The organism is Clostridium sp. BIOML-A1, from assembly GCF_009874105.1.
Lineage (GTDB): Bacteria > Bacillota > Clostridia > Lachnospirales > Lachnospiraceae > Coprococcus.
Genome location: NZ_WWTL01000009.1, coordinates 54,356 through 72,649 on the forward strand (window position 1 = coordinate 54,356; position 18,294 = coordinate 72,649).

General features: G+C 41.7%; 14 protein-coding genes and 2 tRNA genes. 14 read left to right on the forward strand and 2 right to left on the reverse strand.

Annotated elements, in window-relative coordinates; genetic code table 11:
* Positions 1-96 precede the first annotated feature (96 nt).
* The 11 genes from dxr to GT641_RS13360 all read left to right on the forward strand — a co-directional run bounded on the left by dxr (position 97) and on the right by GT641_RS13360 (position 14,119).
* The gene (gene dxr / locus GT641_RS08630) at positions 97-1,239 is read left to right on the forward strand and encodes a 1-deoxy-D-xylulose-5-phosphate reductoisomerase (RefSeq protein WP_008401602.1); all 1,143 of its coding nucleotides are present in this window, start codon (positions 97-99) and stop codon (positions 1,237-1,239) included.
* A gap of 3 nt (positions 1,240-1,242) precedes the next feature.
* On the forward strand, positions 1,243-2,340 hold the full coding sequence (locus tag GT641_RS08635; protein WP_008401603.1) for a M50 family metallopeptidase: 1,098 nt from the start codon (positions 1,243-1,245) through the stop codon (positions 2,338-2,340).
* A gap of 27 nt (positions 2,341-2,367) precedes the next feature.
* Complete coding sequence (gene ispG / locus GT641_RS08640) at positions 2,368-3,426, forward strand: flavodoxin-dependent (E)-4-hydroxy-3-methylbut-2-enyl-diphosphate synthase (RefSeq protein WP_008401604.1); 1,059 nt, start codon at positions 2,368-2,370, stop codon at positions 3,424-3,426.
* A gap of 3 nt (positions 3,427-3,429) precedes the next feature.
* Entirely contained in the window at positions 3,430-7,974 is a 4,545-nt protein-coding gene (locus GT641_RS08645) for a PolC-type DNA polymerase III (RefSeq protein WP_161117309.1), read from the forward strand.
* Between the two features lie 330 nt (positions 7,975-8,304).
* Positions 8,305-8,376: transfer RNA gene (locus GT641_RS08650), tRNA-Glu, on the forward strand.
* A 125-nt stretch (positions 8,377-8,501) separates the two neighbouring features.
* Positions 8,502-9,908, forward strand: a complete 1,407-nt coding sequence (gene cysS / locus GT641_RS08655; RefSeq protein WP_008401607.1) for a cysteine--tRNA ligase — start codon at positions 8,502-8,504, stop codon at positions 9,906-9,908.
* On the forward strand, positions 9,893-10,351 hold the full coding sequence (locus GT641_RS08660; protein ID WP_008401608.1) for a ribonuclease III domain-containing protein: 459 nt from the start codon (positions 9,893-9,895) through the stop codon (positions 10,349-10,351). Before cysS ends, GT641_RS08660 begins: the two co-directional genes overlap by 16 nt.
* A gap of 15 nt (positions 10,352-10,366) precedes the next feature.
* On the forward strand, positions 10,367-11,122 hold the full coding sequence (rlmB, locus tag GT641_RS08665) for a 23S rRNA (guanosine(2251)-2'-O)-methyltransferase RlmB (RefSeq protein ID WP_008401609.1): 756 nt from the start codon (positions 10,367-10,369) through the stop codon (positions 11,120-11,122).
* Between the two features lie 15 nt (positions 11,123-11,137).
* Entirely contained in the window at positions 11,138-11,740 is a 603-nt protein-coding gene (locus tag GT641_RS08670; RefSeq protein ID WP_161117310.1) for a sigma-70 family RNA polymerase sigma factor, read from the forward strand.
* 111 nt (positions 11,741-11,851) lie between these two features.
* Positions 11,852-13,138 carry a ComEC/Rec2 family competence protein gene (locus GT641_RS08675; protein WP_161117311.1) on the forward strand — a complete coding sequence of 429 codons (1,287 nt, stop codon included), beginning with the start codon at positions 11,852-11,854 and terminating at the stop codon, positions 13,136-13,138.
* 30 nt (positions 13,139-13,168) lie between these two features.
* Entirely contained in the window at positions 13,169-14,119 is a 951-nt protein-coding gene (locus GT641_RS13360) for a cysteine-rich small domain-containing protein (RefSeq protein ID WP_161117312.1), read from the forward strand.
* Between the two features lie 6 nt (positions 14,120-14,125).
* Here the strand turns inward: GT641_RS13360 and GT641_RS08685 are convergent.
* Positions 14,126-14,198: transfer RNA gene (locus GT641_RS08685), tRNA-Thr, on the reverse strand.
* A 171-nt stretch (positions 14,199-14,369) separates the two neighbouring features.
* Here GT641_RS08685 and GT641_RS08690 point away from each other — a divergent pair.
* Positions 14,370-16,034: a glutamine--tRNA ligase/YqeY domain fusion protein gene (locus GT641_RS08690; protein ID WP_044946142.1), complete on the forward strand. Its 1,665-nt coding sequence runs from the start codon at positions 14,370-14,372 to the stop codon at positions 16,032-16,034.
* 19 nt (positions 16,035-16,053) lie between these two features.
* The gene (locus GT641_RS08695; RefSeq protein ID WP_161117313.1) at positions 16,054-16,668 is read left to right on the forward strand and encodes a hypothetical protein; all 615 of its coding nucleotides are present in this window, start codon (positions 16,054-16,056) and stop codon (positions 16,666-16,668) included.
* A gap of 238 nt (positions 16,669-16,906) precedes the next feature.
* On the opposite strand, the gene GT641_RS08700 is transcribed toward GT641_RS08695, so the two are convergent.
* A complete protein-coding gene (locus GT641_RS08700; protein ID WP_161117314.1) occupies positions 16,907-17,626 on the reverse strand; it encodes a DUF6062 family protein in 720 nt (239 codons plus the stop codon).
* Between the two features lie 347 nt (positions 17,627-17,973).
* On the opposite strand from GT641_RS08700, the gene GT641_RS08705 reads away from it, so the two are divergent.
* Entirely contained in the window at positions 17,974-18,261 is a 288-nt protein-coding gene (locus GT641_RS08705; RefSeq protein WP_021943267.1) for a co-chaperone GroES, read from the forward strand.
* Positions 18,262-18,294 lie beyond the last annotated feature (33 nt).

The window sequence follows — 18,294 nt, forward strand, 5'->3', positions numbered from 1 at the left end:
TAATTACGCTGCTTTTCCTTTATGTCGCATTGGAAATAGTGCAGACAGATAAAAATGTTAGATACAGATGTTTGAAATGGGTAAAGGAGAACAAATATGAAACATGTAGCTATCATTGGATCCACAGGATCTATAGGAACACAGACACTTGAGATCGCAAGATGGAATCAGGATATAAAAATCTGTGCTTTATCAGCAGGAAGAAACATAGACTTATTAGAGAAGCAGGCGAGAGAGTTCCGACCGGAGATCGTTGGTCTGTGGGATGAGAAGCTGGCAGATGAATTAAAAGATCGTCTGAAGGATATGGATATCCGTGTCGTATCAGGCATGGATGGGCTGATCGAGATTGCAGAATACAAGACATCGGATATATTAGTTACCGCTATTGTAGGAATGATCGGTATCCGCCCGACTGTGGCAGCGATTAAAGCGGGAAAAGACATTGCCCTTGCAAATAAAGAAACTCTGGTTACAGCGGGACATATCATTATGCCGCTTGCAAAGGAAAAAGGAGTATCAATCCTTCCGGTTGACAGTGAACATTCGGCAATCTTCCAGTCATTGCAGGGAAACACACATGATTCCATTGAAAAAATTCTGTTGACAGCATCCGGTGGACCATTTCGTGGCAAGAGCAGAGAGTTTTTAAAGCATGTGAAATTAGAGGACGCATTAAAACATCCAAACTGGAGCATGGGAAGAAAAATCACCATTGATTCAGCAACGATGGTAAATAAAGGGCTGGAAGTTATTGAAGCAAAATGGTTATTTGATGTAGCCCCGGAAAATATTCAGGTTGTGATCCAGCCGCAGAGTATCATTCATTCTATGGTAGAATATAAAGATGGAGCAGTGATCGCACAGCTCGGTACGCCGGATATGAAGCTGCCGATCCAGTATGCGCTGTTCTATCCGGAACGAAGATACATGCCGGGAGATCGTCTTGACTTTACGAAGCTTTCATCGATTGTGATCGAGACACCGGATATGGATACCTTTCTTGGGTTACGATATGCATATGAGGCAATCGGGATCGGCGGTTCGATGCCTACAGTATTCAATGCGGCAAATGAATATGCAGTAAAGCAGTTCTTAGACAGAAAAATCGATTTTCTTGATATCTATGATATCATCCGTGCATCCATGGATCATCATAATTTGATTGAAAATCCTGATATAGATGAGATTCTTGCAACCGAGCAGGAAGTATATGAATTTATTGAAAGTGGGTGTTAGTTTTTGAATATCATATTAATCATACTAGTCTTTGGTGTCATCATTTTCTTTCATGAGCTGGGACATTTTATCGTAGCAAAGATCAATCATATCACAGTAAAAGAGTTTTCGATGGGATTCGGACCGAAGCTATTTCAGTTTCATAAGAAAGAAACACAGTATACGCTGCGGCTGATTCCGCTTGGCGGCTATTGTATGATGCTCAGCGAAGATGATGAAGAAAACGAAAATGATGAGAATTCCTTTGAGAAGAAATCCATCTGGGCAAGAATGGCGGTTGTACTTGCAGGACCTGCCATGAACTTCGTGATCGCATTTTTATTTTCCATGGTGATCATTCATTTCTGTGGAAGTGATCCTGCGATCATAGGAGCAGTATACAATAAAGATAATATTGAAAAATACCAGATCAAAAATGCCGAGGAATATTTTAATGGTGTATATCCGGCGGAAGAAGCCGGGATATCAGATGGCGACCGGGTATTGAAAATCGAGGGAAGCACGGTTAAGAATTTCCGTGAGTTACAGATCTACCTTCAGATTTATGGAGATGGTTCACCGATCGATCTGACACTTGAGAAAGAAGACGGAACGGTCTATGATACGACGGTATATCCGGCAAAGACACCGGATGGCTATAAAATCGGAATAATGAGTGTCGGTTATCAGCTCCCGAAGAACTTTGGAGAGCTTTGTAAATATTCTGCTTATGAGACCAGATACTGGGTAAAAGCAACCTTCTTAAGTCTGAAGCTGATCGTTACCCGTCAGGTAAGTTCGGATGAAGTATCCGGCCCGGTCGGAGTAGCGAAGAACATGAACGATACCTTCAATGAGGCAGCAAAGAGCAGTGTGCTCGATCTGTTCTTAAACTGGATGAATTATATCGTACTGCTGTCGGCAAACCTTGGCGTTATGAACCTGCTGCCGATACCGGGCTTGGATGGAGGACGATTTATCTTCCTGTTAATTGAAGCAGTAACGAGAAAGAAGGTTCCGAAGGATAAGGAGAATATCGTGACGCTGATCGGATTTGTTCTGGTTATGCTGTTGATGGTTGTGATATTATTTAACGATATCAAGAACGTATTCTTTCATTAGATGAATAGGAGTTAAACAGGAGTTAATATGTACAGAGATCATACAAAAGTTATCAAGATAGGAGACCGGGTGATCGGTGGTGGGAATCCGATCCTGATCCAGTCGATGACAAATACAAAAACCAGTGATATAGATGCTACAGTTGCACAGATCTTAAAACTTGAAAAGGCAGGCTGTGACATCATCAGAAGCACCGTAAATGATGATGCGGCAGCGGCAGCGATCCCTGCGATCAAGAAACAGATCCATATTCCGCTGGTTGCAGACATTCATTTTGATTACCGTCTGGCGATCGCAGCGGCTGAGGCGGGAGCAGATAAGATCCGTATCAATCCGGGTAATATCGGTGGTAAGGATAAGCTGGCACAGGTAGTAGCGGTATGTAAGGAACGGAATATACCGATCCGTGTCGGTGTAAACAGCGGTTCCCTTGAAAAAGAATTAGTTGAAAAATACCATGGCGTGACAGCGGAAGGAATCGTTGAGAGTGCGTTGGATAAGGTTCATATGATCGAAGACTGCGGATATGACAATATGGTCATCAGTATTAAATCTTCCGATGTTATGATGTGTGTAAAAGCACATGAGCTGATCGCAGATCAGACGAATTATCCGCTGCATGTGGGTATCACGGAATCCGGTACGGTTATGAGCGGTAATATCAAATCCTCCGTAGGACTTGGTATTATCCTGCATGAGGGAATCGGAGATACGATCCGTGTATCCTTAACAGGGGATCCGGTCAATGAGATCATGACAGCAAAGATGATCTTAAAGACGCTTGGACTCCGTACAGGAGGAATCGAACTTGTGTCCTGCCCGACCTGTGGAAGAACGGAGATTGATCTGATCGGACTGGCAGAACAGGTAGAAAAGCTGGTTGCCGATTATGATCATCTGAATATCAAGGTTGCTGTTATGGGCTGTGTTGTAAACGGACCGGGCGAAGCAAAGGAAGCAGATCTTGGAATTGCGGGCGGAAAAGGCTGCGGTATCCTGATCAAAAAAGGCCAGATCATAAAGAAGATCGACGAGAAAGATATATTATCAACATTAAAGTACGAGTTAGATAACTGGAGTGAATAGAACGTGCCGGTAGAAGCAAAATTATTTTTTGAAGTATTTCCTGAACTGAATATGGATAAAGAGCTGTCTTCCCTGTTTGAGGATACGATGATCGAAAAGGTGGTAATGAAGCAGGCAGAACGACGGCTTATTATCAGCCTTCTGTCGAAGCATCTGATTAGCCGTCCGAAGATTGTACAGGTGGAAGATATCATTTGCGGACATTTATTTCGTGGACGTGGTTATAAGGTCATCATTGATGACCGTTATGAGCTGTCTTCCCAGTACAATACCAGAACCTTAACAGAGGTATATAAGGACAGTATCTTGTATGATGTCGAGAAGATCAGTCATGTTGGATATCGTTTATTAAAGCGGGCAGAATGGTATTATGCAGATGATATTATCACGCTTGCGATGGAAGACAGTAAGCTTTCAAAGAGCCATTCAATCGGGATCAAAAAATATCTGGAGGAGACCTATAAGAAACGGTTCGGTATGGATATCAAGGTCGGTTTTGATTATACGGAATCTGATAAAGAGATGCTCCGCCGTGCAAATGAACAGAAGATGAAGCTTGAGATCGAGGCAATCTTAAGTAATGTACATGAGGATGCGGATCTGACCTTGGATGGTAAATCAGTAGATAAAAAGAAGCTGGTCGGAGAAGGCAAGAAGGATGCTCCGGCTGAAAAGAAAGCACCTGCACAGGAGGAAAAGTCGAAGGAGACATTTGCCGCCAGAAGAAAGAAATATACCTCGAATGATCCGGATGTATTCTATGGCAGAGACTGCGAAGGGGAACTGGTAAAGATTTCTACATTAGTAGATGGTATCGGTGAAGTCTGTATTCATGGCCAGTTGATCAAGATGGAAGAAAAGGTTCTCCGAAATGGTAAGACTTTATTCATCTGCAATATTACGGATTTTGAAGATACGATCGCATTTAAGATATTTGCATCAGAGGATGATGTGCCGGTTTATAAGGATGAGTTAAAAGAAGGAAGCTTCTATCGGTTAAAGGGTGTGCCGTTATACGATACTTTTTCCAAGGAGTTAAATATTGCATCTGTGCGTGGTATCAAGCATATACCGGATTTCCGTGTGCCAAGAGTTGACACATCACTTGAAAAACGTGTGGAATTACATATGCATACGGTTATGAGCGAGATGGACAGTGTTGTTGATATCGAGAAGATCGTGAAACGTGCAAATGACTGGGGACACCCGGCGATTGCAATCACGGATCACGGCGTTGCACAGGCGTTCCCGATTGCAGCACATGCAAAGGGTATGAAGGATGGCTTTAAACTGATCTTTGGCTGTGAGGGATATTTTGTCGATGACCTGAAGAATCTGGTTATCAATCCCAAAGGACAGGATTTGAATACAGAATATATCGTATTCGATATCGAGACGACCGGTCTTAGTCAGAAGAAGAATAAGATCATAGAGATCGGAGCTGTAAAGGTAAAAGATGGAGAGGAGATCGATCGTTTCTCGGAATTTATCAATCCGGAAGAACCGATCCCTTATAGTATAGAGCAGTTGACTTCCATTACAGATGAGATGGTTATGCATGCACCGACCGTCGACGTGATCCTGCCGAAGTTTTTGAAATTCTGTGGTGATGATATCGTTGTTGCACATAATGCAGCATTTGATACCGGATTCATCAAGAAAAATGCCAAAGATCTTGGAATGAAATTCGATAATACGATCATGGATACCATGACACTCAGCCATGTGTTATTGCCGGAGCTTGGTAAGTTTACACTGGATCGTGTCTGTAAGGCGTTAAATGTAAAAAATGAACATCATCACCGTGCTGTTGATGATGCAAATGCAACCGCAAAAATTTTCGTAAAATTATATGAGATGTTAGTGGAACGTGGCGTAAAGACGGTGGAGGATGTAAATGAATTAGGTTCTGCATCGGATGATACGATCAAAAAAGGCAGAACATATCATGGCATCATTCTGGCAAAAAATGAGATCGGCCGTGTGAATCTGTATCGTCTGATTTCTGAAGCGCATGTCAGATACTTCAACCGCAGACCGCGTATGCCTATGAGCATGATCAATAAATACAGAGAAGGACTGATCTTAGGTTCTGCCTGTGAAGCAGGTGAGCTGTTCCGTGCGGTCGTAGATGATGCACCGGATGAAGAAATTGCAAGACTTGTTAATTTCTTTGATTATCTGGAGATACAGCCGATCGGAAATAACGAGTTTATGACCAGAAAGAAGGAGAATCCTTGTACGATCGAGGATCTTCAGAATTATAATAAGCGTATCGTGGAGCTTGGACGATTATTTAATAAGCCGGTCGTTGCAACCTGTGATGTCCATTTCCTTGATCCGGAAGACAGTATCTATCGTGCGATCATCATGAAAAGTAAAGGTTTTGAGGATGCAGTTAATCAGCCTCCGCTTTATTTCAGAACGACGGAAGAAATGTTGGCGGAATTCGAATATCTGGGAAGTGAGAAAGCCAGAGAGGTCGTTATCACGAATACGAATCTGATCGCGGATATGGTGGAATATATGGATCCGGTTCGACCGGATAAAGCTCCGCCTATCATCGAGAATTCAGATGAGACACTTACGAATATCTGTTATGAAAAGGCTCATAAGATCTATGGACCTGATCTGCCGGAGGTCGTTGTAGAACGACTGGAACGTGAGTTACATTCCATTATATCAAATGGATTTGCCGTTATGTATATCATTGCACAGAAGCTTGTGTGGGATTCCAACGATCATGGCTATCTGGTTGGTTCCAGAGGATCTGTAGGTTCTTCCTTCGTAGCAACGATGGCGGGTATCACAGAAGTTAATCCTCTGTCGGCACATTATATTTGTCCGGAGTGTCATTTTGTTGATTTTGATTCCGAGCTTGTAAAATCATATTCCGGTATGTCGGGATGTGATATGCCGGATCGTGACTGCCCTCGATGCGGTCATCCACTGATCAAAGAGGGACACGATATCCCGTTTGAAACCTTCCTTGGATTCAAAGGAGATAAGGAGCCGGATATCGATCTGAACTTCTCCGGTGAATATCAGTCATGTGCACATGCTTACACAGAAGTATTATTCGGTAAGGGTAAGGCATTCCGTGCAGGAACTGTAACAACGGTAGCAGATAAGACAGCGTATGGTTATGTATATAATTACTTCAAAGATCTTGCAAAGGATGAAGCGAGAGCAGAAGCTACGGCAATGGGAGATCTGACCCAGAAGGAGATCGAGAAATATGTCGATGAAAAGGCTATCGTCACGAAACGAAGCTGTGAGATGGAACGTCTGGCAATCGGCTGTACCGGCGTTAAGCGTTCGACCGGACAGCATCCGGGTGGTATGATCGTTCTTCCAAGGCATGAGGAGATCTATTCCTTCACACCGATCCAGAAGCCGGCAAATGATATGACGACGGATGTCGTAACATCTCATTTCGAGTACCATTCGATCGATCATAACCTGTTGAAGCTTGATATTCTCGGTCATGATGATCCTACGATGATCCGAAGACTGGAGGATCTGACCGGCCTTGATGCAACCACGATCCGGTTAGATGATCCTGATGTTATGGCGTTGTTCCATGGAACAGAAAGTCTTCATATTACACCGGAGGATATCAATGGCATTCCGCTTGGCAGTCTGGGTGTGCCGGAGTTCGGTACGGATTTCGCCATGCAGATGTTAATTGATGCAAATCCACAGAACTTCTCGGATCTGGTGCGAATCGCAGGTCTGGCGCATGGTACGGATGTATGGCTTGGAAATGCACAGGAGCTGATCAAATCCGGTCAGTGTACGATCTCGACCGCAATCTGTTGTCGAGATGATATCATGGTATATCTGATCCATATGGGCCTGGAATCCGGTACAGCATTCCAGATCATGGAGAATGTTCGAAAAGGTAACGTAGCAAAAGGCAAATGTGCAAAATGGGAAGAATGGAAAGAGGATATGAAGGCACATGGTGTACCGGACTGGTATATCTGGTCGTGCCAGAAGATCAAATACATGTTCCCGAAAGCCCATGCGGCGGCTTACGTTATGATGGCGTGGAGAATTGCATATTTTAAGGTGAATTATCCGCTTCAGTATTATGCAGCGTTTTTCAGTATCCGTGCATCAGCCTTCAGCTATGAAATGATGTGTTTTGGAAAAGAAAAGGTACTGTATCATATCAATATGATACAGAGCATTGATAAGAATAAACGAACCGCAAAGGATGAAGATAAGTTAAAGGATCTGAAGCTGGTTCTTGAGATGTATGCGAGAGGTTTTGAGTTCATGCCGATCGATATCTATGTGGCGGATGATATCCGTTTTCAGGTGATAGATGGTAAGATCATGCCGTCACTGGCTTCCATTGAAGGAATGGGAGAGAAAGCTGCAAAGCAGTTGAAGGATGCAGCCGGCAAAGGCAGGTTTATCTCAAAGGAAGATCTGCAGGCTCATTCTAAGATTGGAAAGAGTGCGATCGACAAGCTGTCAGAGCTTGGCATCTTAGACGGTATGCCGGATACCAACCAGCTTACCTTTGATTTTGTATAGACGGGCAGACCCGCTGCATAGATTTTCCTTATATCATTTGTTACGCAGAACGTTTGCACTCTGTTTCTTACGTAGTGGTACTAAACTCGCTCCGTATAAAGGAGCTCGTTAAGGACCAACGTAAGAAAAGGTCTGCTTCACAAAGATATAAGGAAGATCTATGCAGCAGCCCTGTATCCTTTTCATTACGCAAAACACTTGCGTATTTGATTGACAATGCCCTTATTACAAGCTAAAATATGGTCAGTATAAAAAAATGTAAATTTACTGAAAAAAAAGCTTGCATTTTATCGTAGCTTCTGGTATATTAAACAAGTCGCTAAGATATATGGTTCATTGGTCAAGCGGTTAAGACGTCGCCCTCTCACGGCGAAAACAGGGGTTCGATTCCCCTATGAACTGCTATTTGATAACCTGGAAGTTTTTTCCAGGTTTTTTCTTTTTTATGCGTAATCTATAGTGCATGATAAAACTGCTTCGAATGAAAGACAGGCGAAAATAAAAACTATATTTATTGGAGGATTCCCATGAAGATTTTTAATACTCTTACAAGAACAAAAGAAGAATTTGTACCGATCAATGAAGGTAAAGTAGGAATCTATGTCTGCGGACCTACCGTATATGATTATATCCACATCGGAAACGCAAGACCAATGATCGTATTTGACACATTGAGACGGTATCTCACATATAAGGGATACGATGTAAATTATGTATCCAATTTTACAGATGTTGATGATAAGATCATCAAACGTGCAAATGAAGAAGGTGTTGATTCTAAGGTGATCTCTGAGCGTTTCATTGCAGAGACAAAGAAGGATATGGCAGCGATGAATGTACAGGAAGCTACGACACATCCAAAGGCTACCGAAGAGATACCGGATATGATCGAGATGATCAAGACACTGATTGAAAAAGGACATGCATATGAAGTAAATGGCACTGTATATTTCCGTACCAGAAGCTTTGCAGACTATGGTAAATTATCCCATAAGAATATTGATGATCTGGAATCCGGACACAGAGCAGAGAACCATCAGCTTAAGGTTTCCGGTCAGGATGAGAAGGAAGATCCACTGGATTTCGTTCTCTGGAAGCCAAAGAAAGAGGGGGAACCGTTCTGGGAGTCACCATGGGGTGAAGGAAGACCAGGCTGGCATCTGGAATGTTCTGTTATGTCTAAGAAATATATCGGTGATATCATTGATATCCATGCAGGTGGTGAGGATCTGATCTTCCCACACCACGAAAATGAGATCGCACAGAGTGAAGCAGCAAATGATAAGGAATTTGCAAGATATTGGATGCATAACGGTTTCTTAAAGATCAACAACGAGAAGATGTCCAAGTCACTTGGCAACTTCTTTACAGTTAGAGAGATCGCAGACAAATATCCACTTCAGGTTATTCGTTTCTTTATGCTGTCTGCTCACTACAGAAGTCCATTGAACTTCTCGGCTGATCTGGTAGAGGCATCCAAGAATGGTCTGGAACGTATCTTGACTGCTGTTGACAAGTTAAAGTCACTTGCGCCGGCAGATGTGGAGGGTTCCGATGTTTCTGTCGAGGCAGAATTAGATGGATATACAAAACGATTTGAAACAGCTATGGACGATGATCTGAATACAGCAGATGCGATCTCAGTTATCTTTGAATTAGTAAAATATACAAATATCAATATTTCAAATGATACACCAAAGAAAACAGTAGATCTGGCAATCCGGACGATTGAGAAGCTGTGTGATATTCTCGGTATCATTACAGAGCGGGAAGAAGAACTGTTAGATTCTGATATCGAGGCTTTGATCAATGAACGTCAGGAAGCAAGAAAAGCAAAGAATTTTGCAAGAGCAGATGAGATCCGTAACATGCTCAGTGATAAGGGCATTATTCTTGAGGATACAAGAGAAGGAGTAAAATGGAAAAGAGCTTAGATCAGTATTTTACTGCGATATTAGGTGTAGAAGATTCCAATCCGGCAGAATATTCCGGGCTGGCGCTTGCTTATATAGGGGACAGTGTATTTGACCTTTTAGTAAAGACCGTTCTGGTATCAAAGGATAACAAGCAGGCATTCAAATATCATAAAGAAGCTATTCATATCGTAAATGCAGAGTCACAGGCAGGTTATATCGATCTGTTGGAAGAGAAACTGACCGAGCAGGAAATGGCGATATATAAGCGTGGAAGAAATACAAAGACACATTCCAAGGCAAAGAATGCGTCGGTAGGACAGTACAGGAAAGCTACCGGTTTTGAAGCGCTGATCGGCTATCTTTATCTGAATAAAGAATATGACCGTTTATTTGAGTTGACAAGAGACTGCCTGGAATCAAAACAACTGATTGAGCATTTACAATCTGATGATGTGGATTAGAAATGGAGCATAAGCATGGAAGAAAACAGAAATGAAAAGTTTGAGATAGAGGGTAGAAATGCAGTTATGGAAGCATTTCGTTCCGGTAAAACAGTTGACAAGTTATATCTGCAGGATGGCTGTCATGATGGCAGTATCAATTCAATCGTGCGTGAAGCAAAGAAGCAGGAGACGATTATTAATTATGTTTCGAAAGAGAAGCTGAACCAGATGTCTTCGACCGGGAAACATCAGGGTGTGATCGCTCATGTGGCAGCCTATGAATATTCAGCAATCGATGAGATCTTTGCAAAGGCTGAGGAAAAAGGACAGCCGCCATTTATCTTTATTTTGGATGAGATTGAAGATCCTCATAATCTTGGCGCGATCGTTCGTACAGCGAATCTGTGCGGTGCACATGGCGTTATTATTCCGAAACGAAGAGCGGTCGGAATCACAGCAACAGTTGTTAAGGCTTCTGCCGGTGCAATCGCATATACACCGGTGGTTAAGGTAACAAATCTGGCGAAGACGATTGATGAATTGAAAAAACGTGGTATGTGGTTTGCCTGTGCTGATATGGATGGAGAACTGATGTACCGCTGCAATCTGACCGGACCGATGGGACTTGTGATCGGAAATGAGGGTACAGGTGTCAGTCGTCTGGTAAAAGAAAAATGTGATTATGTTGTATCCATACCAATGAGTGGAGATATCGATTCATTAAATGCTTCGGTTGCGGCCGGAGTATTGGGATATGAGGTTGTCCGTCAGAGGATGGGTGTGAAATAGGGGAGTACCAGCGTCGTGGGTGTGTATGAAACAAATACCGATGAAGAAAATATCCGGTTGATCCGGGAAGAAAATGATAATGCCGCTTTTGAATATCTGATCAAAAAGTATATGGGAATCGTAAAGAAAGAGAGCCGTGCCCTGTATATTATCGGTGCAGAAAATGAGGACATCATTCAGGAAGGAATGATAGGGCTCATTAAAGCTATCCGAAGCTTTGACGGAAGCAAAGGGGCATCTTTTTCTACATTTGCAAATCTGTGTATTAAGCGACAGTTGATCACTGCGGTGAAGCTGTCGAATAGGAAGAAGCATTCTCCGCTTAATTATTATGTATCATTTTATACGGAAAATGACGATGATGTTGCGCTTGTGGATGAGCTGCAGGCAGACCAAGCATTTGAACCGGAGAATCAGATGCTTGGGCAGTTGAAATCCCAGAAGCTTGCGGAAGCGATTGATAAAAAACTCAGCAAATTTGAAAGACAGGTGTTAGAAGGATATCTTGCCGGAAAAAGTTATGATGAGCTAGCGGAAGCATTTGGCAAGCCGTATAAATCTATCGATAATGCGATCCAGCGAATACGAAAGAAATTACGGGATATAGAACAGGATTAAATATATATTTAATAAACAGGATTTGGTCTGGAAATTGCAAAGAATAATTCGATAGTGACAAATGATCTATGAAAAAACTGAGCAAAAGATATAATTCTGGGGGAGCAGCTTATGATAAATTCTATAAATAAAAAGAATGGCCTGAGGAAAGTGATGATCATTGTCGGCATGTGCTTTGTCCTTGGGCTTTTTTCAGGATGTCTGGATTTATCGGATGAAACGAACGAAAATCCGACAGGAAATACAACAGAGAATATAACAGAGAATATAACAGAATCGATTGACAGTACGGAAGCTACGTCAGATGAGCAGATAACCTCGGAAGCGAATACCGGGGGCACAACAGACGATCTTGCCGGACTTACAGTTACTTTCTTAGATGTCGGTCAGGGGAATGCGGTGTTATTTTCCTGTGATGACCATTACATGATGATGGATGGAGGTCCGTCGTCAGCGTCTTCATTTGTCGTGGCATACCTGAAAAAACAGAATATAGAGTCACTTGATTATGTGATCGCGAGCCATTATGATTCTGATCATATAAATGGTCTGGTGGGTGTGTTGAATGTATTTGACACAGAGACTTTTATCGGCCCGGATTATGTTGCAGATACAAAGATCTATGATTCGTTGATGGATAAGCTTGCGGCGCAGAACCTGACTGTTACATTCCCAAAGGCAGGGGATTCTTATACCTTTGGTGATGCGGTATTTACGATAGTAGCACCAATCACTTATAGTGATGATAATGAAAATGATAATTCTGTTGGAATTCGTATGACATATGGGGATACTTCATTCCTGATCTATGGGGATGGAGAAGAAGCCGGTGAGCAGGCAATGATCGCATCTGGAGAGGAGCTTTCCAGTGACGTTCTGATGGTCAGTCATCACGGCAGCAGAAATGCCACAACAAAAGAGATGTTAGAGGCTGTTAAGCCCGGTTATGCGGTAATCAGCGTTGGGGCAGATAATTCATATGGACATCCGACCGAAGAAGTGCTTGATCGTTTGGCAAATGTAGGATGCACGGTGTATCGTACGGATCTGAATGGTACGATTCAGGCGTACAGTGATGGAAAAACAATTACTTTTATACCGGAACGGCAATCAGATATGTCAGGGGTGGGAGAAAATCAGAATCTGTCGGATGATACAACGAAAACTGATAATGTAACAAGAGAGAGTACGACAGAGAAAGTTCAGACGGAAATAGAAGCAGGATTAGAAAAGGCAGCAGAGCATACTTATATTATTAATACAAATACAGGAAAGTTTCATGAGCCGTCCTGCCGTTCAGTAAAGCGCATGAATGACAGCAATAAGAAAGAATATATCGGAAGCCGGGATGATCTGATCACGCAGGGGTATGAGCCATGTAAGATCTGTAATCCATAGGGTATGTTAAGAATGGGAGGATAAACGGATATGAAAAACAATTACAAATTTTTTCAGAATCGGGATTGTGAATTTTTCCCATGCCATAAAATAGAAAATGAAGATTCCTTTAATTGTCTGTTTTGTTATTGCCCCTTGTATCTGAAGGAAAACTGTCTTGGAAGTCCTGATTATATCTTAAATGGGAAAGGACAGAAAATCCGGGATTGCAGTAACTGTACGATCGTACATCGCCCGGAGATGTATGAAGCAGTGATTGCACAGTTTCAAAAGCAGGACTGTGTGGTATTCGTCAGTATTTGGGATCTGAAGGATGAAATCATGGCGCGGATCGCAGAGATTGCTTCATGGGAACAGATGGAGCCGGAGAGCAGAAAAGAGCATAAGGATGAAGCCGAGAAAACGGTTATGCGTTTTTTATCCAGATACAATAATCGAAACCGGTATCTGGTACCTGTACTTTTGCAGCCATTTTCCAGAGACTGTATTAAGTCTGATGGATTTATGCTCGGCAAAAAGAATATTTCATGCCGGATACTGGAACGAATAGATCCGTCAAAGATTACACAGGGATATCTGTATGCATTTCATGCCCCGGAGATCCGGATCGAGGAGATGGATTCATTACTAGGAACTTATTATCTGGAAACCTTTCAGATCGCATGTATGGATATTGTAAGAAAATGGATAAGAAAATACCTGGAACGAAAGCACAGTGTAGAGTTGGTGCATTACTGTAGTCCTTCTTTTGGACCCGGTTATTATGGAATGCCATTGGAAGCTGCCGGAATTCTTTGCAGCCTGATGGATACGGAACAGATTGGAATCAGTTGGCATAAAGAACGAATGGAGCCAATGATGAGTCTGGCAGGAATTTATCTGATTAGTGAAGAACCACTGATACAGAACTGGAACGATTGTGAAAACTGTATCGGACAGTCCGTTGGATGTGAATACTGTATAAATAAATCCGGACATTAAAAAAAGAGCTACTAACGGGAGTCGGACCCGTGACCTCCACATTACCAATGTGGCGCTCTACCACCTGAGCTATAGTAGCAACAACATTAGTTAATATATAGTAAAATGACGTATTTGTCAATAAGAGATTTGCTGAAAGTTATTGAAAATTACTGAGTTTTGCTGAGTTTTAGAATTTGCAGTTGAGGCTTTATGTAAAATGTGATAGACTAAAAAAAGTCATGCTAATTATATGAAGGAGGCATTAATGATGGCAGAAGAATCAATCGGGAAAAATTTTATTGAACAGATTATTGATAAAGATATAGCGGAGGGCAAGGTAACGAAGGTAGTCACAAGATTTCCTCCGGAACCGAATGGATATTTGCATATAGGACATGCCAAATCCATATTATTGAACTATGGCCTTGCACAGGAATATGGCGGACAGTTTAATCTGAGATTTGACGATACAAATCCAACAAAGGAAAAGACAGAATTTGTAGAATCCATATTAGATGATGTAAGATGGCTGGGTGCCGATTTCGGAGACAGAGTATTCTTTGCATCCAATTATTTTGACCAGATGTATGAAGCAGCAGTCAAATTGATCAAGAAAGGCAAGGCATTTGTATGTGATCTGACAGCAGATGAGATCCGCGAATACAGAGGAACTCTGACAGAGCCGGGTAAAAACAGCCCATACAGAGACAGAAGTATTGAAGAAAATCTTGCATTATTTGAAGCAATGAAGAACGGAGAGTTCCCGGATGGAAGCAAGGTGCTTCGTGCAAAGATCGATATGGCTTCACCGAATATTAATATGCGCGATCCTGTTATCTATCGTGTTGCCCGTATGACACATCATAATACAGGGGATAAGTGGTGTATTTATCCAATGTATGATTTTGCTCATCCGATTGAGGATGCGATTGAAGGTGTAACGCATTCTATCTGTACACTGGAATTTGAGGATCACAGACCTTTATATGATTGGGTAGTACGGGAACTGGAATATGAGAATCCACCAAAGCAGATCGAATTTGCAAAGTTATATCTGACAAATGTAGTTACAGGTAAGAGATATATTAAGAAGCTGGTAGAGGATGGTATCGTAGACGGCTGGGATGATCCAAGACTTGTATCGATCGCAGCACTTAGAAGACGAGGATTTACTGCGTCTTCTATTAAGAAGTTTATGGAGTTGGTTGGTATCTCAAAGAGCCAGAGCTCTGTTGATTATGCGATGCTTGAGTATTGTCTGCGTGATGATCTGAAGCTTACAGCAAACCGTTATATGGCAGTCCTGAATCCGATCAAGCTGGTGATCGATAATTATCCGGAGGATCAGGTAGAATATCTGCCGGTTGAAAATAATCAGGAAAATGAGGAAGCAGGCTCCAGAGAAGTTGCATTCAGCAAATATCTCTATATTGAAAGAGATGATTTCATGGAAGAACCGCCTAAGAAATATTTCCGTCTGTTCCCTGGCAATGAGGTACGTCTGAAGAATGCATATTTTGTAACCTGTACAGGATATGAGAAGGATGAAGATGGAAATGTAACAGTTGTTCACTGTACTTATGATCCTGCAACCAAGAGTGGTTCAGGATTCGAAGGAAGAAAGGTAAAAGGAACGATACATTGGGTATCAGCAGAAAGTGCAATTGATGCTGAGGTTCGTTTATATGAGAATATCGTGGATGAAGAAAAAGGTAAGCTGAATGAGGATGGTACTTTGAATCTGAACCCAAATTCATTGACCGTATTACAGGGATGTAAGCTCGAGAAAGCATTTGAAGATGCAAAACCCGGTGAAGCATTCCAGTTCCTTCGTAATGGATTTTTCTGTGTAGATTCCAAAGACTCTACTAAGGAGCATCCTGTATATAACCGTATTGTTTCATTAAAGAGTTCCTATAAGCCGGGAAAATAATATTTAGCCTATTAAAAGTATGAAAAATGATATATCAGAATTAGAAAACAGAAAATTATATATCCTGGTCTCCAAGACACACACAGTTCCTGCAAGAATCATCAAATTCTGGACAAAAGAGCCATATGCACATGCATCCATTGCATTGGATCTGGAGCTTCGGGAGATGTACAGCTTCGCCAGAAAGGGAATCTATAATCCGTTCAACTGTGGATTCATTATAGAAGATATTGATACCGGAATATTTGGCAGAGATGTTGAAACAAGCTGTGTTGTTCTGGAACTGATCGTGACAGATAAGCAGTACAGACATGTATTGCAGGAGCTTGCGGCATTTAAAGCAAATGCTGATCGCTATCGGTATAATTTTTGGGGACTTTATGGTGTTATACGAAATAAGGCGATTGAGAGGAAATATAATTATTTCTGTTCCCAGTTCGTGGCAAGTGTGTTAGAACGTTCTGGTATACATATTCTCGATAAACAACCGGGGCTTGTAAGGCCGGATGATTTTCGGAAGAGCAGTAATGTTAAGGTGATTTACAAAGGCCTGCTTAGAAGATATCGTGAATACCTGTGGACACATGATCTGGCACAGGCATTTGGCGGTCATGTAACCAAACAGGCAATGTAAAAAGGTGACAATATTGCTGTGAATTTTATACTATATAAAAAATACTGTGTACATTACACTCACTATTATGAAGCAAACCTGCCCGAACGCCAGTCCTTAGTGAGCCGTATAATACGGCGAACTTAGTACTGCTGCGTTGAGGGTAGAGCGAAAGCGTTTTGCGGAATAATAGTGAGTGTAATGTACACAGTATTTTTGTGTGTATCCTATGTTTATCAGGCAGTAATATTGTCGCTTTTTATTCTACAAATGTATGATTAGCCTTGATTATGCTGCGAGGTAGGGCATCCTTTGAGTTCTTCCATGGTTCATTCTTGAATCGATAGTCGAATTTATCGATGAACCATCCGATATCTCCGTTGACACGTTCCATGTTTTCAAAATATAAGTGATTCAAGGCTTCTATGAATTCTTCACATTGGTTTTTGGACAGCTTTGTGACAGAGGTATCGTAGAGGATACCGTAGTGGTAAGTACAGAAGCCCTTGCTGCTTTTGAAGGTATCCTTGAATTCAGGATCTTTTTTCCACATATGAAAGATCGTATCGACATAGCGGTCAAAGGTACGATTCATACGGTCACAGATAAAGCAGGAGCTTTCCAGTTCTTTGATATATGCACCGACACCGGAAAAATTTGACTGCTTGGAAAAAAGTCCCGGTTTTGCAGGAGTTCCTTTTTCTGATAAAGCTTTCAGATCCCGGATCGTTTTATCAGTGTGTGTCTTTAACATCAGGGCAAGTCCCAGACGATTCTTTTCTTTATATAACATGCCGATGTGATGGGAGCAGAAGCCCATTTTATCTGTCATAGCACGATTATCGTCTTCCATATAGCTTGGTCCCATCGTATATTCGATGGCATGTTCCTCCAGCGTTTTCTGCATCTGACAGAGAGGACATTCACAGTCTGCATGAAAGGCATCGTTGACAGGTATTGTGTATAATTGTTCAGCCATAGTATTCTCCATTTCTATATATCATTTGGATAGTAGCCTTTGAACAGGCGTTATCCTGTATCATGTCAGAAATCATCGGTTTGATTCCTGTATTAGAAGCATATCATGCAACACCTGAATTTACAAATCAAAATCGCCGGTTTTCGTTCTGAATTCAGGGTATATTTCATATAATGTAAGAGACCTTGTCCATTTAATATATTTTTTATCATTTTAGGGGTTGATTTTTTCCACAAAATGAATACAATAATAATTGTGTTAGCACTCGAGAGATATGAGTGCTAGGAACTGCCGGAGTACATAAGGCAGATAAGAACGGATTTAATATGTTAGGAGGAATATATATTATGAAATTAGTACCATTAGGAGACAGAGTTGTATTAAAACAGTCCGTAGCAGAAGAGACAACAAAATCAGGTATTGTATTACCGGGACAGGCAAAAGAGAAGCCACAGTACGCAGATGTTGTAGAAGTTGGTCCCGGAGCTGTTGTCGATGGCGTTAAGGTTCCTATGGAAGTAAAGGCAGGAGACAGAGTTATTTATTCTAAATACGCAGGAACAGAAGTTAAGCTCGGTGATGATGAATATATCATCGTAAAACAGAGTGACATTCTTGCAGTTGTAAGTGAATAATCAGATAGCAGAAAAACAGTTGGAGGTAGAAAG